General features: G+C 61.7%; 22 protein-coding genes. 15 read left to right on the forward strand and 7 right to left on the reverse strand.

The genetic code is table 11. The features are described from left to right. Positions 1-67: 67 nt before the first annotated feature. Complete coding sequence (locus QM609_RS23995; protein WP_020906493.1) at positions 68-730, reverse strand: 3-oxoacid CoA-transferase subunit B; 663 nt, start codon at positions 728-730, stop codon at positions 68-70. Beyond that, positions 727-1,494 (reverse strand): CoA transferase subunit A, encoded by a 768-nt coding sequence (locus tag QM609_RS24000; RefSeq protein ID WP_179090791.1) that lies wholly within the window; start codon positions 1,492-1,494, stop codon positions 727-729. Before QM609_RS24000 ends, QM609_RS23995 begins: the two co-directional genes overlap by 4 nt. 167 nt (positions 1,495-1,661) lie before the next feature. Between QM609_RS24000 and QM609_RS24005 the strand changes: the two genes are divergently transcribed. Further along, positions 1,662-2,441: an IclR family transcriptional regulator gene (locus QM609_RS24005; protein WP_042452404.1), complete on the forward strand. Its 780-nt coding sequence runs from the start codon at positions 1,662-1,664 to the stop codon at positions 2,439-2,441. Positions 2,442-2,458: 17 nt separating this feature from the next. On the opposite strand, the gene QM609_RS24010 is transcribed toward QM609_RS24005, so the two are convergent. Then, positions 2,459-3,040, reverse strand: a complete 582-nt coding sequence (locus QM609_RS24010) for a helix-turn-helix domain-containing protein (RefSeq protein ID WP_042453490.1) — start codon at positions 3,038-3,040, stop codon at positions 2,459-2,461. A gap of 112 nt (positions 3,041-3,152) precedes the next feature. Here QM609_RS24010 and QM609_RS24015 point away from each other — a divergent pair, with 112 nt between their 5' ends. From QM609_RS24015 to QM609_RS24060, 10 genes are all read left to right on the forward strand, one after another. Then, positions 3,153-4,556 (forward strand): MFS transporter, encoded by a 1,404-nt coding sequence (locus tag QM609_RS24015; RefSeq protein WP_058227599.1) that lies wholly within the window; start codon positions 3,153-3,155, stop codon positions 4,554-4,556. 109 nt (positions 4,557-4,665) lie between these two features. After that, positions 4,666-6,573 carry an alkyl/aryl-sulfatase gene (locus tag QM609_RS24020; RefSeq protein ID WP_042452401.1) on the forward strand — a complete coding sequence of 636 codons (1,908 nt, stop codon included), beginning with the start codon at positions 4,666-4,668 and terminating at the stop codon, positions 6,571-6,573. 17 nt (positions 6,574-6,590) lie between these two features. Beyond that, positions 6,591-7,571, forward strand: a complete 981-nt coding sequence (locus QM609_RS24025) for a linear amide C-N hydrolase (RefSeq protein ID WP_042452399.1) — start codon at positions 6,591-6,593, stop codon at positions 7,569-7,571. A gap of 104 nt (positions 7,572-7,675) precedes the next feature. Next, complete coding sequence (locus QM609_RS24030) at positions 7,676-9,007, forward strand: MFS transporter (protein WP_042452397.1); 1,332 nt, start codon at positions 7,676-7,678, stop codon at positions 9,005-9,007. Positions 9,008-9,053: 46 nt separating this feature from the next. Then, positions 9,054-10,250 (forward strand): anhydro-N-acetylmuramic acid kinase, encoded by a 1,197-nt coding sequence (locus tag QM609_RS24035; protein WP_042452394.1) that lies wholly within the window; start codon positions 9,054-9,056, stop codon positions 10,248-10,250. Next, positions 10,247-11,122 (forward strand): MurR/RpiR family transcriptional regulator, encoded by an 876-nt coding sequence (locus QM609_RS24040; RefSeq protein ID WP_047269009.1) that lies wholly within the window; start codon positions 10,247-10,249, stop codon positions 11,120-11,122. The genes QM609_RS24035 and QM609_RS24040 overlap by 4 nt, the downstream gene beginning before the upstream one ends. Positions 11,123-11,219: 97 nt before the next feature. Beyond that, positions 11,220-12,137, forward strand: coding sequence for an N-acetylmuramic acid 6-phosphate etherase (murQ, locus tag QM609_RS24045; RefSeq protein ID WP_076948766.1), 918 nt, complete (start codon positions 11,220-11,222; stop codon positions 12,135-12,137). After that, the gene (nagB, locus tag QM609_RS24050) at positions 12,138-12,917 is read left to right on the forward strand and encodes a glucosamine-6-phosphate deaminase (RefSeq protein WP_076948767.1); all 780 of its coding nucleotides are present in this window, start codon (positions 12,138-12,140) and stop codon (positions 12,915-12,917) included. A 60-nt stretch (positions 12,918-12,977) separates the two neighbouring features. Continuing rightward, positions 12,978-14,393 (forward strand): FAD-dependent oxidoreductase, encoded by a 1,416-nt coding sequence (locus QM609_RS24055; protein ID WP_149357790.1) that lies wholly within the window; start codon positions 12,978-12,980, stop codon positions 14,391-14,393. An 86-nt stretch (positions 14,394-14,479) separates the two neighbouring features. Then, a complete protein-coding gene (locus QM609_RS24060) occupies positions 14,480-16,777 on the forward strand; it encodes a serine/threonine-protein kinase (RefSeq protein WP_054187591.1) in 2,298 nt (765 codons plus the stop codon). A gap of 28 nt (positions 16,778-16,805) precedes the next feature. Here the strand turns inward: QM609_RS24060 and QM609_RS24065 are convergent, their stop codons facing one another. Continuing rightward, complete coding sequence (locus QM609_RS24065; RefSeq protein WP_070160341.1) at positions 16,806-17,114, reverse strand: amphi-Trp domain-containing protein; 309 nt, start codon at positions 17,112-17,114, stop codon at positions 16,806-16,808. Between the two features lie 248 nt (positions 17,115-17,362). Between QM609_RS24065 and QM609_RS24070 the strand changes: the two genes are divergently transcribed. The 3 genes from QM609_RS24070 to QM609_RS24080 all read left to right on the forward strand — a co-directional run bounded on the left by QM609_RS24070 (position 17,363) and on the right by QM609_RS24080 (position 20,618). Continuing rightward, entirely contained in the window at positions 17,363-17,806 is a 444-nt protein-coding gene (locus QM609_RS24070) for a Fur family transcriptional regulator (protein WP_037129600.1), read from the forward strand. Positions 17,807-17,842: 36 nt separating this feature from the next. Then, a complete protein-coding gene (gene katG / locus QM609_RS24075; protein ID WP_149357789.1) occupies positions 17,843-20,065 on the forward strand; it encodes a catalase/peroxidase HPI in 2,223 nt (740 codons plus the stop codon). 79 nt (positions 20,066-20,144) lie between these two features. Continuing rightward, a complete protein-coding gene (locus QM609_RS24080; protein WP_003941446.1) occupies positions 20,145-20,618 on the forward strand; it encodes an NUDIX hydrolase in 474 nt (157 codons plus the stop codon). A gap of 17 nt (positions 20,619-20,635) precedes the next feature. On the opposite strand, the gene QM609_RS24085 is transcribed toward QM609_RS24080, so the two are convergent. The 3 genes from QM609_RS24085 to ctaD are packed head-to-tail and all read right to left on the reverse strand — an operon-like array spanning position 20,636 to position 23,418. Then, on the reverse strand, positions 20,636-21,454 hold the full coding sequence (locus QM609_RS24085; protein WP_064114278.1) for a universal stress protein: 819 nt from the start codon (positions 21,452-21,454) through the stop codon (positions 20,636-20,638). Further along, positions 21,432-21,683, reverse strand: coding sequence for a hypothetical protein (locus tag QM609_RS24090; protein WP_076948770.1), 252 nt, complete (start codon positions 21,681-21,683; stop codon positions 21,432-21,434). Before QM609_RS24090 ends, QM609_RS24085 begins: the two co-directional genes overlap by 23 nt. After that, entirely contained in the window at positions 21,676-23,418 is a 1,743-nt protein-coding gene (gene ctaD / locus QM609_RS24095; protein WP_007726434.1) for an aa3-type cytochrome oxidase subunit I, read from the reverse strand. Before ctaD ends, QM609_RS24090 begins: the two co-directional genes overlap by 8 nt. A gap of 199 nt (positions 23,419-23,617) precedes the next feature. On the opposite strand from ctaD, the gene QM609_RS24100 reads away from it, so the two are divergent. Continuing rightward, a complete protein-coding gene (locus QM609_RS24100; RefSeq protein WP_007726436.1) occupies positions 23,618-23,998 on the forward strand; it encodes a VOC family protein in 381 nt (126 codons plus the stop codon). Position 23,999: the final 1 nt, after the last annotated feature.

The raw sequence follows: 23,999 nt of genomic DNA on the forward strand, positions 1-23,999 counted from the left end.
TTCAACGATCCGAGGAGTCGACCCATCGGGGTACGAGCTCCCGCAACAATCACAGTGGTCGTGTCGGTCATGCCAGTTCAACTTTCAGTTCGGTGCCGGTTGCGGCGACTACGTCTTCGACGCTGACATCGGGGGCGAGTTCACGCAGGACGAGTGGACCTTCGTCGCTCACGTCGATGACGGCGAGGTTGGTGATGATCCGATTCACCACGCCCTGGCCGGTCAGGGGCAGGGTGCACGCGTCGACGATCTTGGGGTTGCCGTCGCGGTCGTTGTGCTCCATGACGACGATGACACGCCGGGCACCGTGGACGAGGTCCATTGCGCCGCCCATGCCCTTGACCATCTTGCCGGGGACCATCCAGTTTGCGAGGTCACCCGTCTTCGACACCTGCATACCGCCGAGGACTGCGGTGTCGATGTGGCCGCCGCGGATCATCCCGAACGAGAGGGCCGAATCAAAATATGCCGCACCGGGGTTGACGGTCACGGTCTCTTTGCCGGCGTTGATGAGGTCAGGATCGACGTTGTCCTCGGTGGGATACGGTCCGGTGCCGAGAATTCCGTTCTCCGAGTGCAGGACCACACGAACGTCCGAGCCCAGGTATCCGGGAATCAGTGTGGGAAGGCCGATTCCGAGATTGACGTACTCCCCGTCGATCATCTCTGCAGCCGCCCGCGCTGCCATCTGCTGGCGCGTCCAACCCGTCACTGTCACTGGTGCGGTCATCGTGAGGTTCCTTCCGAAGCGCTGACGGTTCGCTTTTCGATTCGCTTGTTCTGAGGGCCGGTGTGGACTACGCGCTGGACGAAGACCCCAGGTAGATGCACCGATGCCGGGTCGATTTCACCGGGCTCGACCAGACGTTCCACCTGCGCGATGGTGACCCGTCCCGCCATCGCGGCGAGCGGGTTGAAGTTCATCGCGGTCTTGTCGAACACGAGGTTGCCGTCGGTGTCTCCGAGAACAGCGTGCACGAGTGCGTAGTCGGCGTTGATCGCCTCTTCCATTACGTAACGCTTGGTTCCGAAGACGCGAGTCTCCTTCGGAGGCGATGCAATAGCGATCGAGCCGTCGGCGTCGTAGCGCCATGGCATTCCGCCGTCGGAGATGGGGCTACCCACTCCGGCCGGTGTGAAGAATGCGGGGATTCCGGTTCCGCCGGCGCGCAGACGCTCGGCGAGCGTTCCCTGCGGCGTCAGTTCCACTTCGAGTTCGCCGGCCAGGTACTGCCGGGCGAACTCCTTGTTCTCGCCGACGTACGACGCGGTCACTCGTCGGATACGGCCGGCGCTCAGCAAGATTCCGAGACCGTGATCGTCGACGCCGCAGTTGTTGGAGAACACCTCGAGGTGGGTTGCACTCGTAGCTGCGATCGCGTCGATCAACACGTCGGGGATGCCGCACAAGCCGAATCCGCCGACGGCCAGCGTTGCGCCGTCGACGATGTCGGCGACCGCCTCCGCTGCGGACTCGTACACCTTTGCTGTCATGTTCTCTCCCTGCCAAGCGTTCATTGAGTAGACACTCACTCACTTCGATATCCAGTGAACTATCTCCAGTTCACAGGTTCAAGGAATCTCGAACATCAACCGAGAACTGATCGACTACTGATCGTCTGAAGGAATTTCGTTCATTGAATGGACGCTAGGATGGCTGCATGCCAACTCACGGGCAATCGCCGGCCGTGGTCGCGCGGGTGGCTGCACTTCTGCGAGCCCTCGGCGCGTCCGAACCAACGGGCACTTCCACCACGGAATTGGGCAAGGTCACCGGCCTCGCTCGGCCCACTGCGCACCGACTGCTCACGTCCCTGGCTGCCGAAGGACTGGTCGACCGTGACGCACGAACCGGTCGGTGGTCTCTCGGCCCGGAGTTGTACCTCCTGGGGGCGGCGGCCGGAAATCGGTACGACATCACCGACCGGGCTCGCGACGTCGTCGACGAACTTGCCCGGGTCACGGGGGAGAGCGCCTTCCTGTCGGCACGCCGAGGTGACGAGACCGTCTGCATCCTGAGTCAGGAAGGCAGTTTTCCACTGCGATCTCACGTGCTGCACGAGGGGAAGCGATTCCCGTTGGGGGTCGCGTCGGCGGGGCTTGCCATCTTGAGCCATCTACCGACGCGGGACGTCGACGACTATTTCGCCCGAGTGAATCTGGAATCGGAATGGGGTGAGATCCACAGTGAGGCATCACTCCGTGAGCGAATCGAGTCGACGCGTGTCACCGGGTACGCGGTCAATCCAGCCCTCATCGTCGAGGGAAGCTGGGGGATGGGTGCCGCGGTGTTCGATCGCAACGGTCGCCCGGCCTGGGCGCTGAGCCTGACCGGAGTGGAAACACGCTTCCGGCCCGCGCGTCATGCCGAGTTGGGAACGCTACTCCTCGAGTATGCTCATACGTTGTCGAACCGACTGAAAACACATGCAGTGAACTAGCTTTCGATAAACACGCTTTAGGCAGGAGCGTTCTTTACCTTCGTGCGCACGTGTGCCTTCTCGCCTTGCGGGCCGAACAGGTGCAAGATCTCCACCACCTGTTCATCGGCAGGCCCGAACCAATGGGGCTCGGCAGTGTCGAACTCCGCGACTTCCCCGGGGTGCAGGACAACCTCGTTCGCCCCCAGGATGAGACGCAGATCCCCGGCGAGGACGTAGAGCCATTCGTAGCCGGCGTGGGTGACGAGCTTCGGTGGACGCGGCCCGATCACCTGCTTGAAGACCTGCACTCGGCCGGGATAGCGCGTCAACGGAACGACGGCACTGCCGTTCTTGCGTCGGCTCGGGGTGAGATGGACCCGAGGATCGCCCGTAGCGGGGGCGCCGACGAGTTGGTCCAGCGCGACCCGGTGCGCTCGGGCAAGCGGCAACAGCAGATCGAGGGTGGGACGACGCTTACCCGATTCGAGGCGTGAGAGTGCGCTGACGGAGATGCCGGTGGCTTCGGACAGGCCCTCGAGGGTCAATCCGCGATCGCGTCGGAGCGTGCGCAGTCTCGGTCCGATATCGGTGATCAACTGCTCGAATTCAGCATCCATGCCGTCCATCTTTGCAGTTTCCGCAAAATTTCTACCGGCTTCGGACGCTGGAGAGCAACGATCCTTTCGACAGTCGAGTACGGCAGAGCACTTCGAGAGATGGAGTCCGACCATGAAACCTTCGAGCGGGATCGAACCGCAAGTGATCGGACTCGATGCAGGGCGGCGATGGGGCATCCTGGCGATCTGCTGCACGAGCCTGTTCGTCGTCGGGTTGGACACCACCATCGTCAACGTGGCCCTGCCGACGATCGGTGAGGGATTTCGCGTCGGAACCCGTGGTCTGGAATGGGTCGTCAACGCATACACACTCGTCCTGGCGAGCTTGCTGATCTCGTCCGGAGCAGTGGCCGATCGTTTCGGCAGGAGACGAGTCTTTCAGATCGGGCTCGTCGTCTTCGGGGTGGCGTCGATTGCCTGCGCGCTCGCTCCGTCCGTCGAGATGTTGATCGCGGCGCGGATCGTCCAAGGCGTCGGCGGGTCGATGCTCAGTCCGGTTGCCTTGGCGATCGTCGTCAACGTGATGACCGACCCGAAGGAGCGGGCCAAGGCAATCGGGGTGTGGGCCGCGGTCTTCGGCCTGAGTATGGCGGCAGGGCCGATCGTCGGCGGCGTGCTCATCGAAAGTTTCGGCTGTCGATCGGTTTTCTGGATCAACGTGCCGGTGATCTTGGCCGTGCTCGTCTTGACTGCTGTGTTTGTTCCGGAGTCCCGAGCGCAGCAGTCGCGACGACTCGATCTTCCCGGTCAGTTGCTACTGGTGATTCTTGTCGGCGGGGCGGTTGCCCTTCTGATCGAGGGTCCGCGAATCGGATGGTTCTCTGCCGCGGCGACGGCAGGGTATGTCGTTGTTGCTGCAGCGTTGGCCGCATTCATCCGCGTCGAATCACGCAAGCGCGAGCCACTGATGGATCTCGCACTCTTCCGCCGCAGACCGTTCTCGTCGGCTGTGGTCGGCGCTGTCGTGGTGTTCGTGGCGTTGAACGCGACGCTACTGCTCGGCACGTTCTACTTGCAGCACTCCCGCGGTATGAGTCCGGCCCTGGCCGGCGCGATCACCCTCCCGATGGCTGTTGCGGCAACGGTCTGCGCGCCGTTGTCCGGAATACTCGTCGGACGCTTCGGCCCGCGGCGACCGCTGCTGATCGCCGGTAGTTTCACGACGCTCGGTGGACTGTGCCTGGTCTCGCTCGACAACAACACGGCGATTCCGATGCTCTTGGCCGCTTACCTGTTCCTCGGTATCGGATTCGGGTTCTCGAATGCCCCGATCACCAACACCGCCGTCAACGGGTTGCCGAGATCGCAGGCGGGGCTTGCTGGTGGAATAACCTCCAGTGCACGCCAATTCGGTGCTGCTCTCGGTGTTGCGCTGGCCGGTGGCATTATCGGCGGCAGTGCACCGGTAGACGTCGCACAGGCATCGAGGCTGGGATGGATCCTGGTTGCCGGATGTGGGATCGCGGTCCTGGTGATTGCACTCGCATCCCGGAATTCCGAGGAACTCCCCGGCTGATCACCTCGCGTGTTCGTGGGAGCTTCACCCTGCGCGGGTGATTCCAAGCGCGTGCCCAACCGATACAGATGATGGGGTATCAGATCGTCGTATCCGAGCGGGGAGTGCCATGTGCCAGACACCTAAGGACGCAACACCGGCCACAGTCACGGCGAATCGCGAGGCAGTCGCACGGTATGCCATGGACGACCGGCAGGATTTTGCCGACGCGGATCGAGGGTTGATCGCTCCGTTGCCGGGCAAGGTTGTCGCCGATGACGGGCATACGGTCTTCGATCCTGATGCGATGGCATACCTCGGTGACGATGTTGCCGCGCCGGAGACAGTCAATCCGAGCCTGTGGCGTCAAGGACAACTGATGCGCCGAGGTGGTCTGTATCAGGTGACGGATCGCCTTTACCAGGTACGGAACAACGACCTGGCAAATTTGACGGTTGTCGAAGGTGGCGAGGGACTGATCGTCATCGACTGTATGGCGGGGGTCGAATCGGCACGCCAGGGTATGAAGATGATTCGTGAGCACGTCAGCGACAAGCCAGTTTCGGCGATCATCTACACGCACACCCACATCGACCACTACGGCGGAGTCAAAGGGATCGTCGATCTGGACGACGTGACGTCCGGGCGAGTTCCGATCATCGCACCGGGCACGATCGCGTCGTTCGACAAGTTCGCGATCGGGGAAAACGTCGTCGCCGGAAATGCCATGGCGAGACGGTCCTTCTACGCCTTCGGTGGATTGCTCGATCTCGATGCCAAAGGGATGGTTACCTGCGGCATCGGCACGATCAGCACGAAAGGTCCACTTGTCTCGTATATTTCCCCCACTGACAGCATCACGGAGACCGGAACGAAGCGTGAGATAGCCGGTCTGGAATTCGAGTTCCTCTACGCGCCGGATACCGAGGCCCCGGAGGAAATGCACATCTGGATCCCCGAACTCGCCGCGCTGACCTGTGCGGAGAACGCCAATCATTCGCTCCACAACATCCAGACCTTAAGAGGTGCGCGCACTCGCGACGCTCGGAACTTCGCGCGGTATCTGGACGAGACTCTCGAACGGTGGGGAGACGACGCGGCTGTTCACTACGGACCGCACACGTGGCCGGTGTGGGGTAACGAGAACCTGGTGCCGTTCATCGAATCGCAAAGGGACACTTACAAGTACATTCACGACCAGGCACTCCGTCTCGCGAACAAGGGGTACACGCCGCTCGAAGCTGCCGAGGTGATCGAACTACCGGACGAACTCGGGCGCAAGTGGTACAACCGCGGATATCACGGCACTCTGCACCACGACGTTCGCGCCGTGTACACCAAGGAACTGGGAATGTGGGACGGCGATCCGGTGTCGCTTCATCCTCATCCGCCGGTCGAATCGGCGAAGAGGTTCGTCGATCTCCTTGGCGCGCAGAAGATCCTGGACGAGGGTAAGCGGGCATTCGACGCCGCGGACTACCGATGGGCGGCAGAGATCCTGCACAAGTTGGTGTTCGCGCAACCGGAGAACGCCGAAGCGAGGAACCTGCAAGCCGACGTCTACGAGCAGATGGGCTATCAAGCCGAAGGGCCGCAGTGGCGTGGGATCTATCTCTCGGCCGCGTTGGAACTACGCGAGGGCGCCCAGCCTGCCCCGTACGTCACGGCAAGTCAGGACAGTGTCCTCGCGATGCCCATCGACATCCTCTTCGACTTCGTTGCAATACATCTCATCGGCGACAAGGCCACCGACGCGGAACTGCGGATCGATTTCGTGTTCACCGATCGCGGCGACGAGGCATGGACTGCGTGGGTCAAGCGCGGTGTCCTCAATGCACGTAAGGGTGCGTCACCGAACACACAACTGACGGTCTCGGGCCCGAAGGCGGCGCTCGTGGGAGCGCTTCTGCAACCGGGCGCGGCCGCCGAACTGGCCAAGGCCGGGCAGATTTCGCTCGACGGAGACGAATCAGCGCTCGAGACGCTGGGAGGGTTGCTCGATACCTTCGATCCCAGTTTCAATATCGTCACGCCGTAACGAAGGGATAGCTTTCGATGTGTACACGCTTGGTCTACTTGGGGCCCAACGACACTGTGATCACTGCTCGATCGATGGATTGGAAGGTCGACCTCGGAACAAACCTCTGGGCATTCCCGCGCGGCATGACCAGAGAGGGCTGTGCAGGTCCGAACTCGATACAGTGGACGTCGAAATACGGAAGTGTTGTCGCGACGGCCTACGACATGTGCACGACCGACGGGGTCAACGAGGCTGGGCTGTCTGCCAATCTTTTGTGGTTGGTCGAGTCCGAGTACCCGACGTATGACGGTTCGACCCCGGGATTGTCGATCGCGGCGTGGGCGCAATACGTCCTGGATCGCTTTGCGACAGTTCAGGAAGCGGTCGAAGTACTCGCGTCGGAACCGTTCACGGTAGTGACCGCTGCCGTTCCCGGCGAAGACCGCCTCGCAACGCTGCACATGTCGCTCTCGGACGCCGGGGGAGACAGCGCGATCATCGAGTACGTCGGTGGACGCCCGACGATTCATCACAGCCGTGAGTACCAGGTGATGACCAATTCGCCGATCTTCGATCAGCAACTCGCCGTCAACGAGTACTGGAAGCAGATCAACGGGACCGTCATGCTGCCCGGAACAAACCGTGCCGCTGACAGATTCGCTCGGGCGTCGTTCTATGTCGATGCGATACCGCAGACGGACGATCCGCGGGCGGCGTTGGCATCCACCTTCAGTGTTATTCGGAATGTGTCGGTGCCCCTCGGTATTTCGACTCCCGATGAGCCCAACATTTCATCGACCCGTTGGCGCACCGTCGTCGATCACAAACGCACGCTCTATTTCTTCGAGTCGGCGATGACGCCCAATACCTTCTGGGTGGACGTGGCGTCGATGGATCTCGCGGAAGGGACACCCGTCCGAAGGCTCGGACTCGGACCGAACGAGAGCACCGTCTATTCCGGTGACTCCACTGACCAGTTCGAACGGGCGGAGGCATTCACGTTCGCGGGAGCATAAGGCTTCGGGGCGTAGTAAAAATCCAATCGTGAAACTTCTTGACATTTCTACTCCGTTCAGATGAAACTTTGTTGCATATTCGGGTTTCGTCAACGGAGGACGGCATGGGCATCACAGTGCAGACACGGAACGATGGTGCGCAGCTCAAACGGCGCAGGGCGCTCGTCGCCGGCTCCGTCGGAAATTTCATCGAGTGGTACGAGTTCGGTGTGTACGGGTTCTTCGCGACAATCATCGCGTCGAACTTCTTCAGCGCCGACGGTTCCGGCGACCTCGAAAGCCTGATCAAGACGTATGCGTCGTTTGCGTTGGCGTTTTTCTTCCGCCCAGTGGGGGCCGCGCTGTTCGGTCGACTCGGTGACCGCATCGGCCGACGTCCCACCCTGGTGATCGTTCTTCTGCTGATGTCGGCTGCGACGACCCTGATCGGTGTGCTCCCCACCTACGAGAGCGTCGGAATTCTGGCACCGCTTCTCTTGACGGTCCTTCGAATTCTGCAGGGATTGTCGGCCGGTGGTGAGTTCGGCGGTGCGGTGTCGGTGATGACCGAGTTCGCTCCGCCCGGACGACGTGGGCTGTACGGCTCGTGGCAGTCGTTCACCGTCGCACTCGGACTGCTCGCCGGTGCGGGTATCGCAGCACTCCTCGCCACTGTCCTCGACCCGTCACAGCTCGGTGACTGGGGCTGGCGTATCCCGTTCCTCCTTGCACTGCCGATGGGGCTGGTTGCCCTGTGGCTCAGGCTCCGGCTCGAAGAAACGCCGTCGTTCGAGCGTGCTCGATCAGTCCAGTCCGAACCGACAGCTGATGCGCCGGCGCCGGTAGTGCAGCCGACTGTCGGAGAGACGGCCAGGGCGATTCTGCTCGGAATCGGGCGGTTGATGGGGTGGTCTGCTGCCGGTTACACGTTCCTCGTCGTGATGCCGACTTATCTTCAGAGTTCGCTCAACGCGACTTTCCATCAGGCACTTGTTGCTTCCGTGCTCGCCAATGCGGGCTTCGCGGTGACCATTCCGATCGCGGGTGGACTCAGCGATCGCATCGGACGACGCGCGGTCATGCTCACCGGCACCGTGATAATTCTGGTCTTGGCTCTGCCGCTGCTCAACGTCCTGCAGAACGAGCAGACGTCTTTGACAGCCAAGGGATTTGCAGTGTTTGCCGCCGGCGCCGCAGTGGGACTTGTTGCCGGACCCGGACCCGCCATGCTCTCCGAGATGTTCCCCACCTCGGTTCGGTACACCGGATTGGGACTCGCATACTCCCTGTCCAACGCGGTCTTTTCGGGCTGCGCCGGTTTGATCATCACGTGGCTGATCAAGGAAACTTCCAATCTCGATATTCCGGCCTACTTCGTGATGGCAACGTGCGCCGTCAGCGCGATCGCCTTGAGTACCTTGCGAGGGAATGCCCACAAGCGGGCACTCGTCGACTGACCGCAGTTCTTCCGAATGCCGAAACGATGCGAGTAAGGGATATTTCATGAGAGTCATCGGTCTGATGTCCGGTACTTCGTACGACGCTATCGATGCTGCCGCAGCAGACATCCGGATCGACGGGGACACTCTTGTGCTCACCCCACTGGGCATGGTCAGCGAACCGTATTCCGGTGAGTTGCGGGCTGCGGTGGCGGCTGCGGTACCGCCGGCGTCCACCACTGTCGGTCAGATCTGCCAACTCGACACCGAGATCGGACAGGCATTTGCGGCCGTGGCTGCGCGGGCGAACGAGGAACTGTGCGGTGGCAGTGCGGAATTGATCTCCTCACATGGTCAGACGATGTTCCACTGGGTCGAAGGAGCGCAAGTAAAGGGCACTCTTCAGCTCGGGCAGCCGGCCTGGATAGCCGAGAAGACCGGATGCACGGTCGTGTCGGACCTGCGCTCTCGCGACGTGGCGACGGGTGGTCAGGGTGCACCACTGGTCAGTGCGTTCGACGTATTGTGGCTCAACGGAAGAACTTCGGGTTCCGTCGCGCTCAATCTCGGTGGCATCGCGAACGTCACTGCTCCGGGAGGCGCTCCGACATCGACGGCAGATGGTGCCGCAGTACCGATTGCCTTCGACACCGGCCCCGCAAATGCGTTGATCGACGCTGCGGTAAGCGAATTCACCGCGGGGGAGCAGTGGTTCGATCTCGGAGGTGCTCTGGGCGCAGCCGGCACACCGAACGTCGATCTGCTCGCACAACTACTGAGCGAACCGTATTACGCGCAGCCCGCTCCCAAGAGCACAGGCAAGGAATTGTTCCATCGGGACTACCTACTCGCCGCACTGCGGGGCTACGAATCCTTGTCTCTGGCCGACATCGTCGCGACACTGACTGCACTGACCGCCCGGACCGTCGCCGATTCCGTCAAAGCGCTGGCGGCTACCGAAGTGGTGGTGTCAGGCGGTGGCACCAAGAACCCGACGTTGATGGCGATGCTCCGTGACGAACTGGGCGACATCGCGCTTGTCTCTTCGGACGAGCTCGGCGTCACTTCCGACATCAAGGAAGCATTGGCTTTCGCGGTTCTCGGCTATCTCACCGCACACGGATTGCCTGGAAGCATTGCTTCGTGCACCGGTGCGCGTCACGCCAGTGTGCTCGGATCTCTGACGCCAGGAAGCCGTGGGCTGCCTAGAATCACATCGGTGCCGTCAGCTCCGAAAACGATGCGAATCGAGGCGTTATGACTTTGGACCGGAGTGCTCCGGCGTCCGTCGACCTGCTTGCTCGTATTCGTGCATCACTGAGTAGCCTCTCGCCTGCCGAGCTGCGGATCGCCGAAATCATCGAAGCCGACCCCAGTCTGGCCTCCACCCTGACGGTCAACGACCTCGCCGAACGAGCGTCGACAAGCACGGCGACAGTGGTCCGCACAGCCAAACGACTCGGTTTCGAGGGTTATCCACAGCTTCGTCTCGCGCTGGCGGCGATCAGCGGGTCCGGTACAGAGAACACGATTCCGCTCGGTGTGGACATCGTTGCTGCCGACTCGGCCGGTGAGGTGATGGCCAAGCTCGCCGAGTTCGAATCCGAACAACTCAAGGGCACGGCGCAATTGACAGATCCTGCTGCGCTCGAAGAAGTTGTGTCCCGGATTCGATCCGCCCGCCGCGTCGAGGTCTACGGCATCGGCGCCTCTGGCATCGTCGCGCAAGACCTCACGTTGAAGCTCTCTCGCATCGACGTCAACTGCCGGGTTCATCTCGACCGAGACGCGGCCATGGTCAGCGCCAGCTTGCTCGGACCGGACGACATCGCAGTGGGGATCTCACATTCGGGTGAGACTTCGGATGTCGTGGAACCACTTGCCCTTGCGCGTCGAACCGGGGCGTCGACGGCTGCGATCACCGGAGGGGTACGATCGACGCTCGCCGTGCAGTCACATCACGTTCTGCTCACTGCCGGTAGAGAATTCGGTTTCCGATCGGCTGCGATGGCAAGCCGCACCGGTCAGCTGTTGGTAGTCGACACAATTTTTGCGATGGTGGCGCACTCGCTGCCCAGCGCACTCTCTGCTCTGCAACGAAGCCATGATGCCATTGCTTCGAAGCGGCACTGACGAGGAGTCGTCGCTGTGAGTACTGACGAGGAGTCGTCGCTGTGAGTACTGACGAGGAGTCGTCGTAATGAATATCGATCGAGGAGGACTCGCCACAATGCAATTGGAAATGCTCTCCACCGAGAGACCCAACCCTCTGACCCGCGATCTCGATGTCATGTCGGTGTCTGGTCTGCTGACGGTGATGAATCAACAGGACGCAATCGTGGCCGGCGCGGTGGCAGCGGTACTACCCGCCATCGAAGCCGCAGTCGACTTGATCGTCGCGGCCCGAGCACAAGGTGGTCGACTGATCTACCTGGGAGCGGGGACAAGTGGGCGTCTGGGAGTTCTCGACGCAGTGGAATGCCCTCCGACGTTCGGGACCGATCCGGGCGAGGTGATCGGCATCATCGCCGGTGGCCCAGGAGCGTTTCTGAACGCCGTCGAGGGGGCAGAGGACGATCCGCGAGCGGCTGGGGTCGATCTCGACGCAATCTCGTTGAACGCCAACGACGTCGTGGTGGGTCTGGCTGCCAGCGGTCGTACCCCCTACGTCATCGGGGGACTCGATCACGCCCGCGAACTCGGCGCTGCAACAGTGGCAGTCTCGTGCAACCGGAACGCGGCAATGAGTTCTCACGCCGGCGTGGCCATCGAAGTGGAGACCGGCCCCGAAATCCTCACCGGATCGACGAGGCTCAAGGCCGGAACTGCGCAGAAGATGGTGTGCAACATGCTCTCCACGGCGAGTATGGTTCGCTCCGGGAAGGCATTCCACAATCTGATGGTCGATCTTCGGCCGACCAATGCCAAGCTTGTCGATCGTGCGAACCGGATCGTCGCGGCAGCCACCGGAGTCGATACCGAGATCGCTGCGGAGACCATCGACGATGCCGATGGTCATGTGAAGGCAGCGGTCGTCATGTTGTTGGCCGAATGCGACTTCGCCGAAGCAACCGAACTGTTGGACCGCGCTTCGGGTTCGGTACGTGAGGCCATCGTCGGAGCCTGCAAGAGCAGTGAGGAAGTCTGAATGGAAATCGTCATAGTTCCCAGTCCGGAGGACGGCGGGCGAATCGCTGCAGATATCGTGTGCGGCGCAATCGAAAACGGAGCGCGGACGCTCGGCCTCGCGACCGGATCGTCACCGCTGCACATGTATCGAGAGCTGATCAAGAGGCATCGAGAATCGGGAGTGTCGTTCGCGGCGATGAGCGCGTATCTTCTCGACGAGTATGTAGGTCTCACGTCCGATCAGCCGCAGTCCTACGCGCACACCATCCGCACGGAACTCGTGGATCACCTCGACATCGACAATGCGCGAGTGTTCAGCCCCGACGGCGGGGCCGCGGATCCCAGTGACGCTGCCCGGCGCTACGACGCTGCCATCGCCGAAAACGGTCCCATCGACGTGCAGATCCTCGGCATCGGCCTGAACGGACACATCGGTTTCAACGAGCCCTCCTCCTCGCTTGCATCGCGCACCCGAGTGAAGACCTTGACCGAGAGGACCCGCGCCGACAATGCACGGTTCTTCGCAGACCCAGCCGACGTACCGCATCATGTGATCACGCAAGGGCTCGGAACCATCAGTGATGCACGGCATCTCGTCCTGATCGCGGACGGCGCCCGCAAAGCGCCCGCCGTCCGGGCCGCGGTCGAAGGTCCGGTCTCGGCATTCTGCCCGGCGTCGGTGCTGCAGCTGCATCCACACGTGACCGTCATAGTCGACGAGGCAGCTGCCGGCGAACTCCAACTAGCGGACTTCTACCGCTACACAACCGAGCACAAGCCTGCAGAGCAAGGTTACTGAAAAGCGGGCTGCTGAAAGCGGACTTGATCTCCAGCGCAGTTGAGGTCCTAGCCTCGGGGGATGATCAACGCCAGAGGTCCAGCGGTATCCCCGCCTGCGGCGCCCCGATTCTTCTCACCACCGCTCAGTGTCGCGATCGTCGGAGCGGGGCCGGCGGGAATCCACGCCGCCGGCGCTCTCGCCGAACTTGCGCCCGGCACCAAGACAGACGTGTTCGAGCGTCTACCGACGCCGTACGGACTGGTGCGCTACGGTCTCGCACCAGGGCACCCCGAGTCCGAAAAGTTCGCCCATTCTCTGCACACCACGCTGGTCGCCAGTGAGTTCCGGCTGTTCTGCAACGTGGAGATCGGAAAGGACCTTTCCGTCGATGACCTACGTTCGTCCTACGATGCCGTGATCATTGCAACCGGTGCGCCGCGGGATGCACCTCTCGACATTCCCGGCGTCGAGCTTCCAGGTTCTTTCGGCGGCGCCGAGTTTGTCGGTTGGTACAACGATCACCCGGACAGCTCGCCGCAGTGGCCGCTGAACGCGGAATCGGTCGCAGTGATCGGAGGTGGCAACGTCGCACTCGACGTCACCCGTATGCTCCTCGCCGAGGCGCAATCGCTGCAGGCCACGGACGTCTCCGACCAAGTTCGGGAAGGGATCGCCGGCAGTCGAGTTCGCGAAGTACACATCTTTGTCCGGCGCGGACCAGCCGACGCTCGCTTCTCCCCGAACGAGTTGCGCGCTCTCGGTGAACTACCCGGCGTAGATGTTGTCGTCGATTCTGTCGATGTCGTACCGGACCGGCATGTCGAGCGGATGACCAAACAGTTGGCGCACACCCGACTGACAGTCGAGACACTCCGTGGTTTCGCGGACGCTGCTTCTGCCGATCGGACTTCCCGGCGCCGAGTTCACCTGCACTTCTACCGACAGCCGGCGCAGATTCTCGGCAGCGGGAAAGTCGAAGCACTCCGCGTCGAGCGGACAGTCCCGGACGGATACGGTCACGTCACCGCTTCGGGTATCTGTACCGACTATCCGGTTCAAGCTGTGTACCGGGCAATCGGATTTCTCGGGACGCCACTTGCCGGGGTGCCTTTCGATCACGGACGCGGCAATGTTGCGCACCAGGGCGGCGCAGCGGTCGACGAGAGCGGCTCGCCGATCGTAGGTTTGTTCGTGACGGGCTGGATGAAGCGAGGTGCCGCCGGGCTGATCGGTGCGGCTCGGCCTGATGCACGCCAAACCGTCGAAACCTTGCTGCGACAGTTGGATTCGGCATACGAGCGTCGAGCCGGCCACGGCCGGATCGCGGAGGTCCTCAGGGCCGGCAGAGTGGTGCCCGTCGATTGGGACGGATGGCTTCGCATCGATGCCGCCGAACGTGCCCTCGGTGTGAAGCATGGGCGTGATCGGATCAAAATCAAAGAGCGCGACGAACTCGTTCGCATCGGCACGGAGTCGGCAGTTCACGCCGAATAGATTCGCTGGGGTCTGGAGTACCACCGGGGTTACGCTGAAGTGAGTCACTCCGATTCATTGTGATCGAGGTGCGGAACAGAAGTGTCATGAATGAACGTGGTGCGCAGGCCAGTGACGCGACAATCGCGAGCGGGCCCCTGACCGAACGGGGCACCGTCACCGAGTTGCGCCCCTCAACGCTGCCGGTGATGCGTGACGGCCAGAACGGTGCAGACGGCCTCGGCCGCCTTGTGGCGGATTGGGAGGAGGGACGAACTCCGTCCGACCTGAGCGACTATCTGCCTGATCCAGCCAAGATTCGTCGGGCGGCGCTGATCGAACTGGTCGGAATCGACATGGAGTACCGCTGGCTGAAAAATGATTGCCCGAAACGGCTCACGGATTACTGTGCCGAGTATCCCGAATTACTCGAAGAACCATTACCGGCCGAGCTCCTGTACGAGGAGTTCCGGCTGCGGAAGCAGGGTGGGGAGGACGTCGCAGCAGCCGAGTACCTCAGCGAGTTTCCCTTGCAGGCAGAGAGTTTCGAGCAGATGTTCGACCGTGATTCGATGGCCGGTCGCGAAGACGTGATGATGTTGGGACTCTCGGGTTTCGACGAGTTCGAAATCGGGCAGCACCTGGACGATTTCGAGCTGGTGTTGGAACTCGGGCACGGCGCATTCGCCCGAGTGTTCCTCGCTCGGCAACTCTCGATGCAGCGGTGGGTTGCGTTGAAAATCTCGCGCAACGTCGGAGTCGAGCCGCAGACTCTCGCCCAGCTCGACCATCCCAACATCGTCCGGGTCTTCGATCAACGGTTGCTCGAGGAACGCGCACTGCGAGTCCTGTTCATGGAATACGTGCCGGGTGGGACCCTGCTCGACGTGGTCAAACTTGTCCGCGTGACACCGCAGGCGCAGCGGTCCGGACAACTACTTCTCGACGCCATCGACAAGACCCTGGCGAAGAAGGGAGAGATGAAGCCCAGCGAGACGAGCCTGAGGAGCGAGATCGCTGCGATGTCGTGGCCGGAGACCGTGGCCTGGATGGGGATGCGACTTGCCGATGCCCTCGAGTATGCGCGTGAGCACGGCGTATTACATCGGGACATCAAGCCGGCGAATGTCCTGCTCAGCGTCGAAGGCATCCCCAAGCTCGCCGACTTCAACGTCAGCTCGAGTGAGGAGGTCTCGACCGAGGACGCTGCATGTTTTGTCGGAGGCTCGCTTGCCTACATGTCTCCGGAGCAATTGGAGGCCTGTGCGGTGGGGGCGCCTGGCACACTCGACACCCGTAGCGACATCTATGCACTGGGCGTGATGTTGTGGGAACTCCTCACCGGGAGTAGGCCTTTCACGGACGACGGTACGGGGGAGAGCCCACCGTCGCCCAAGAAGGCGCTCGAGGCCCGCCGGCGCGGGGTGGATCCCGCAGCCGAGGCACGGCTACCGGACGACTGTCCGCCGGCGCTCCGCCGAGTTCTGGTCAAGTCTCTCTCGCCGGAGAGAGACGGAAGGTGGTCTGGCGGCCGAAAGTTGGCTCGTCAGTTCGCACTGTGTCTGGACCGGTCTGCTCGCAATCTGGTGGACCCACCGGAAGGGAGTCCACGTTCGACGTTGTGGAAGTGGGCGCTGCCGATAGTGCTTGCCGCGATCGGAATTCCGAATCTTCTTGCGGCGGGCTACAACTACTACTACAACAAGATGCTGATCATCTCGGGTCTCTCGCCGCAGGCTCAGCAGCATCTCGAGCAGGTTCATCTGGTCATCGGGGTGGCTGCGTTCTCTCTCGGTGCCGCAGCGATCCTGTATTGGTGTCGGCTTGCACTCACCGTGCCTCACGGACTGCGCAACGGTCAGACGTACAGCGCGGAGGTCTTGAACAAAGCGCGTACCGCGACGCTGAATGTCGGACATCGCGCGGTGGTGATCGCATTCGGGCTGTGGGTTCTGGCCGGTATCGCATATCCGGTCGCATTGCAGATTGCCGCCGGCGGAATTCCGCAGCGAGCCTACGTGCACCTGATGTCGTCGCTGGCGGTGTGCGGCGCCGTCGCCGTCGCGTATCCGTTCTTCATCCTGACGTACTACTCGGTTCGATGTCTGTATCCGATCTTGTTGTCACACGGCGAGTTACGAAGCGACGACGGACGCGATATTCGCTCACTGGGTCGGAGCAGCACGCGTTACCTCGCAGTCGCGGCGTCGGTTCCCCTGGTGGGAATCGCGGGGCTCAGTTTTGTCGGTTCGGGTGCCGGTGAGGAACTCAACGCAACAGTCCGTGCGCTGTGTTTGGGCGGTATCGCCGGATTCATCGTTGTGTATCAACTGTTTCGACGGATCGAAAGTGACCTCCGAGCACTGCTGCGCGTCGTGTCTCTCGAGGTGTCGGCGTCTCCGTAAGTGCCTGACAACCGTGTTCGAGTTCGGCCTATGTGGCAGTGCTCTTGCGTGGTCGGCTGCGACGAACTGCTTTGGCGGGAGGCGGAGATTTCTCTTCCGATTCTTCCTGGGGGTCGTCGCGCCAGTGGATCTCGATTTCTATCTCGACTTCGTTGCCGTCGACTTCGATCTCGAGTTCCCACCGAACCTGTTCCGGAACACTGATTTCGATCGAGTCCCCACCCGACCCCAGCTCCACTTCCGATCCACTGGCGAGGGCTTGGCCGAGGGCGATGAGTCGGTCGGCGACTTCCTGCCGTGAGAGTTCTGACTTCCTCTTGATCTCCAGTTTGGGCACGATCACTCCTGACCTCGGCGGATTCTCCCTTTCACGGTAGTTGGACGAAGGGGAGATTGTCGGAGTTTGTGGAACCACACAGCAGGGCGCGTCGACGCGCAACAAACCTGAAGGCGGTGTGGGGACGCCAGAAACAGCGAGGAATCCGGCTCACTTCCAGCACGGACGAATCGGTCGGGAGGGCCCTGTCAGCGATGATTTTCGCGAAAGTCTGGGTTCAGTCCAGAAGATTGCGCAATAGTGGAAAGGTGCCTTCGACGCCGGATTATGCAGCCCAACTGCGTAACGCTGAGCTTCGCGTGACTCGTCCCAGAGTCACAGTGCTCGAGGTTGTGCATGCACGCCCACACGCAGCCACCGAGACTGTCTTCGATGCTGTGCGAGCTGTTCTGCCGGGGGTGTCGCGGCAGGCGGTCTACGACGTGTTGCACGCTCTCACCGACGCCGGGCTGATCAGGCGGATCCAACCGTCCGGATCGGTGGCGCTGTACGAGTCACGCGTCGGCGACAACCATCATCACGTCGTCTGCCGGTCCTGTGGGGTCGTTGCAGATGTCGACTGCGCAGTCGGAGAGGCACCGTGTTTGACGCCGTCGGCGCACAACGGTTTCGTTCTCGACGAAGCCGAGGTCATTTACTGGGGCCTGTGTCCCGACTGCTCGACAACTCAGAGTTTGCGATCACAAACGTGATCGAAGTCCGTTCTACTCGCTCATGGAGGGATTACCGTGTCCGATAGTTGCCCGGTTGCTCACGACGGAAACACCGAGAGCACCAGCGAAAGTGAAAACCCCGCAATCCCGTCTCCGACGCCTACCGGGAATCGTCCGAGAACAAACAGCGACTGGTGGCCGAATCAGCCGGATCTCTCTGTCTTGCATTCACATTCGTCGAAGTCGAATCCTATGGGTGCCGACTTCGATTACGCCCAGGAATTCGCCAAGCTCGATGTCGAGGCGCTAAAGCGCGACGTCATCGCGTTGATGACGGCGTCGCAGGATTGGTGGCCGGCCGACTACGGGCACTACGGCGGACTCTTCGTGCGTATGAGCTGGCATGCTGCCGGCACCTATCGCATTGCAGACGGCCGCGGCGGTGGCGGCCAAGGTGCTCAGCGTTTCGCCCCGCTCAACAGTTGGCCGGACAACGCCAGCCTCGACAAGGCCCGGCGCCTGCTTTGGCCCGTGAAGCAGAAGTACGGAAAGCAGGTTTCCTGGGCCGACCTGCTGGTGTTCGCGGGCAACTGCGCCCTGGAGTCGATGGGGTTCAAGACCTTCGGCTTCGGATTCGGCCGAGAAGACATCTGGGAGCCCGAGGAGATCTACTGGGGTCCCGAGGACACCTGGCTCGGCGACGAGCGTTACAGCGGAGACCGTGAGCTGTCCGGACCGCTCGGAGCCGTGCAGATGGGCCTGATCTACGTCAATCCCGAAGGACCCAACGGGCAACCGGATCCGGTAGCGGCCGCCCGCGACATCCGAGAAACGTTCGCCCGCATGGCGATGAACGACGTGGAGACAGCTGCGCTGATCGCCGGCGGTCACACCTTCGGCAAGACGCACGGAGCCGGACCGGCCGACCTCGTCGGACCGGAACCGGAAGGTGCTCCCATCGAGCAGCAGGGACTGGGCTGGAAGAGTGCCTTCGGCACGGGTGTGGGTAAGGACGCGATCACCAGTGGTCTCGAAGTCGTGTGGACTCCCACTCCGACGAAGTGGGACAACACCTTCTTGGAGATTCTGTACGGCTACGACTGGGAGCTGACCAAGAGTCCGGCGGGTGCGTGGCAGTGGATTCCGAAGGACGGCGCGGGGGCGGGCACCATCCCGGATCCGTTCGATTCGTCGGCCGGACGCACCCCGACGATGCTGACGACCGACCTGTCCCTACGCCTGGATCCGACATACGAGAAGATCACCCGGCGCTGGCTCGATCATCCGGAAGAATTCGCCGAAGAGTTCGCCAAGGCTTGGTACAAGCTCCTTCACCGTGACATGGGACCGGTCACGCGCTACCTGGGACCTTGGGTTCCCGAGCCGCAGCTGTGGCAGGACCCGGTTCCCTCGGCCGATGATCAACTGATCGGGGACGCAGACATCGCGATCCTCAAGAGTCGACTTCTCGACTCCGGGCTGTCCATTTCGCAGTTGGTATCGACGGCGTGGGCGTCTGCCGCGAGCTTCCGCAGCACGGACATGCGCGGCGGCGCCAACGGTGCGCGAATCCGACTGGAGCCGCAGAAGAATTGGGAAGTCAACGAGCCCACAGCTCTCTCCGCGGTGCTTCAGACTCTCGAGCGGGTTCAGCAGGACTTCAACCAGGCTGGTGGAGCAAAGGTTTCTCTCGCCGACCTGATCGTTCTGGGTGGTACAGCGGCCGTCGAACAGGCTGCGAAGAACGCCGGACAGGACATCACGGTCTCGTTCACTCCGGGACGTACGGACGCAACGCAGGAGCAGACAGACGTCGACTCGTTCGAGGTACTCGAACCCCGGGCCGACGGATTCCGGAACTACCTCAAGGGAGGCGAGAAGATTCCGGCAGAGATTCTGTTGGTCGACCGCGCGTACATGCTGTCGCTGACCCCGCCCGAGGTGACAGTGCTGGTCGGCGGACTTCGCGCGCTGAACGCGAACTTCGGCAATACCCGTCACGGCGTGTTCACCGATCGTCCCGAGACGTTGACCAACGATTTCTTCGTCAACCTTCTCGACATGGGTACCGAGTGGAAGCCGTCGAAGACGGACGAAAACGTCTACGACGGTGTTGATCGCGTGACGGGCGATCCGAAGTACACGGCAACTGCGGTCGATCTCGTTTTCGGATCGAATTCGCAACTGCGTGCACTCGCCGAGGTGTACGCCAGCGCAGACGCCAAGCAGAAGTTCGCCGAGGACTTCGCCGCAGCCTGGACCAAGGTGATGGACCTCGACCGGTTCGACGTGAACTGATCCAGCAGATCGTCGACGACGCCCCGCGAGCTTGTTCTCGCGGGGCGCCGTCATTTCACGCGCACGATAGCGTGGTCGTGTGGCCGATCAATTTGCGCTGGTACCAGCGGTGTACGTGATGTTCTGTCGAAGCAACCCGGTACAACGGCGCGAGGTGCTGCTGCAATTGCGCGAGGGCACGGGATTCATGGACGGATACTGGGCTCACGCTGCTGCGGGCCACGTCGAACTGGGGGAGTCGGCGATCGACGCTGCCGTTCGGGAGGCTGCGGAAGAACTTGGTGTCGAGTTGCTTTCCTCGGAACTGAAGCCGCTGACCGTGTTGCATCGCCGCCACGCGGACGGGAGCGAACCGGTGGATCATCGAGTGGACTTCTTCTACGAATGCCGCACGTGGTCGGGTGAACCACGCCGGATGGAGCCGTTGAAATCTGCAGATCTGCGGTGGTGGCCGGTTGACGAACTCCCGGAGAAGTTGGTCGACCACGAGCGTTTCGTAATCGAAGCCCATCACTCCGGTCAGCTCGCACCCATCCACAGTTACGGCTTCTGACCGGGTGACGATCTGATTCAGGCTTCGCTGGCAACGATGACCGGGCAGTGTGCTTTTCGAATCATCGCACTGCTCGTGGTGCCGAGAGCGGTGTCGTCGAACGAGCCTCGCCCACGCCGACCCACGACGAGAAGCCGTGCCTCGGTGGAGAGTTGTTCAAGAATGGCAACCGAGGGGCCGTCGAACTCGATCTGACGGATTGCGACGCCAGGGTAGAGCGTGGCCCAACCCGACAGTTGCCACGTCAGCGGCGTCGAGTGCTGGGGCGAGTGCCCGGATGCGAAGTCTCGACGCAGCTCGGCCTCTGGCGGCGCTGCGTGCACGACGACCAGTTCGGTGTTCGCTGCCTCTGCTTCCTTGAATGCGATGGCCAGAGCGCTTTCGCTGTAGGCGCTTCCGTCCAAACCGACGACAACCGGCAAGGCTGCCGCAGCGCTGCTTTCACGCGGTGTTCCGACTCTTGCGAACGAACATGTCGGTCCAGGTGCGGCGGGATCGTCCTGTGTTGCGACGATCAAGGCGGCCTCGGACGTCAACGCGGTGAGGATTGCGGTGTTTTCCCCGGAGATCAGATCGGTCCGGATCCGAAGATCTGGCGACACCGACTCGGCGATCTGAATGGCCTCCATGAACAGGCCGGTCGGCGATGCCGAGGTGTTCAGATCGGCGCTCGGAGCTACGAAAACGATTCGCATCCAGAGACCGTGGCGATGTGCGAACTCAGCCGCCCACGTGATCACGTCGGGGCGCACCGGGGATCCGTCGATGCACACGACCACCGCTCCGTCCGCGGACCACTCCGAGGTGATGAGATCAGTCGATAGTTCGGGCTTCATCGTGAACTCCTCGAGCTGTGTCTGTTGAACGCGAACTAGCTTGCAGGACAGTGCCGAACAGCAATCCTGCGACGACTATCGAGCACGCGGCAGTCGTCAGGGGCAACCACACGAGCGTCGTGACAGCGAACATGAGCACGAGCAACGGGGCGAGGAGATGGCCGGGTTTCGCTCGGCGTTCGTGGTGCTGCTTTTCTGCCCAGGCTCGGTGCTTCGTGCCGTCATTCATGTTGTTTCACCTCAGTTCTCACGTCGGAAACCGACTTGTGACCAAGCAGTCCGACATGCGCCTCGTCGCGCATTCTTTCGACCATGTGGGGGTAGTGCAGTTCGAATGCCGGCCGCTCACTGCGGATTCGGGGGAGTTCGGTGAAGTTGTGTCGCGGTGGTGGGCAGGACGTCGCCCATTCGAGCGAGTTTCCGAAGCCCCAAGGATCGTCGACGGTCACAATTCGGCCGTACCGGTAGCTCTTGAAAACGTTCCAGATGAACGGAATCGTCGAGGCTCCGAGCACAAACGCGCCGATGGTCGAGATCGTGTTGAGAAGAGTGAAATTGTCCGATGGCAGGTAGTCCGCGTACCGCCGAGGCATGCCCTGGGCGCCGAGCCAATGCTGGACGAGAAATGTTGCGTGAAAGCCGATCAGGGTCAACCAGAAATGGATCTTGGCGAGCTTCTCGTCCAACATCCGGCCGGTCATTTTCGGGAACCAGAAGTAGATTCCGGCGTATGTCGCGAACGCGATTGTCCCGAAGAGGACGTAATGGAAATGCGCGACAACAAAGTACGAGTCGGTGACATGAAAGTCCAAGGGCGGGCTGGCAAGGATGACGCCGGAGAGTCCGCCGAACAGGAATGTGACCAGGAAGCCGACGGAGAACAGCATGGGCGATTCGAAAGTCAACTGCCCCTTCCACATGGTGCCGATCCAGTTGAAGAACTTGACTCCGGTGGGAACTGCGATCAGGAAGGTCATGAACGAGAAGTAGGGGAGGAGAACGGCGCCGGTTGCGTACATGTGGTGCGCCCACACAGCGATCGACAGTGCAGCAATTCCCAATGTTGCGTAGACCAATCCGGTGTATCCGAAGATCGGCTTGCGGCTGAAGACGGGGAAGATCTCCGAGACTATGCCGAAGAACGGCAGCGCCAGAATGTAGACCTCGGGATGGCCGAAGAACCAGAACAGGTGCTGCCACAACATGACTCCACCGGTGGCGGGGTCGAACAGGTGCGCTCCCAGGTGCCGGTCCACCCACAGTCCGATCAAGGCAGCAGCGAGCAGCGGAAAAACGAGGAGGATCAGCATGCTGGCGACCAGCGCATTCCACGTGAAGATCGGCATGCGGAACATCGTCATACCCGGGGCGCGCAGGCAGACGATCGTCGAAACGATGTTGACTGCGCCGAGGATGGTGCCGACGCCACCGAGAGCGAGACCGATGATCCACAGGTCGGCGCCCATGCCGGGGGAGTGGAGTTCGCTGGTGAGCGGTACGTAGGCGGTCCAGCCGAAATCTGCCGCACCACCAGGTGTTACGAATCCGGCGGACGCGATCAGGCCGCCGAAGAGATAGAGCCAGTAGCTGAAGGCGTTGAGTCGCGGGAAACACACGTCCGGCGACCCGATCTGCAGTGGCATGAGGTAGTTGGCGAATCCGAAGAATACCGGGGTCGCGTACAGCAGGAGCATGATCGTGCCGTGCATGGTGAACAACTGGTTGTACTGCTCGTTGGACAGGAATTGCATTCCCGGAACGGTCAATTCCATGCGCATGAGTAGTGCCATCAGTCCGCCGATCAAGAAGAAGGCAAACGAAGTCACGATGTACATCAGACCGATCATCTTGTGATCGGTGGTCCTGAGGATCTCGACCAGTTTCGAACCCTTCGGAGCGGTTCGGGGAATTGCATCGGCGGGGGAATCGACCTCACCGACCGGCCGGGGCGCTAGATCAACCACGACGGCCGCCTACGCACATCGACGTGACGAAAGACCGAGAATGCCTGGGACTGTGGAACATAACGCAATGATCGTGGCGACCGGGAACTTGGACGAGGGGAAAAGGTCCCTAGGATCGGAACAGAGGCATGGCGTAGATCACGTGGTCCGGTACGGTCGAGAGAGTTGTCTTCACGAGCGGAAAGAAAGCGAGATGGTCATGGCATGTCGTATCAGTGAACTGGTGCTCGGTTGCCGGGAACCCGAGGTGCTGGGCCGGTTCTGGTGCGAGGTCCTGGACTTCGTCGTGCTCGATCGAATGGACGACGGTTCGTTGGAGATCGGCCCACGCGAAGGGTTCGGCGGTCCGCAGCCGACGATCATCCTCAGTCGCAGAGACGAACCGGAGAAGGGTAAGCCCCGCCTGCATATCGACGTCAACGCCACCGATCGCGATCAGGAGGCCGAACTGGAACGCCTGTTGAGTCTTGGTGCGCGGCCGGCCGACATCGGCCAGACAGGGCACGAACAATGGCATGTCCTGGCCGATCCGGAAGGTAACGAGTTCTGCCTGCTCAAGGCCCAACTGGATCCGCTCTGAC

This window comes from Rhodococcus sp. IEGM 1302 (assembly GCF_030056935.1).
Lineage (GTDB): Bacteria > Actinomycetota > Actinomycetes > Mycobacteriales > Mycobacteriaceae > Rhodococcus_F > Rhodococcus_F qingshengii.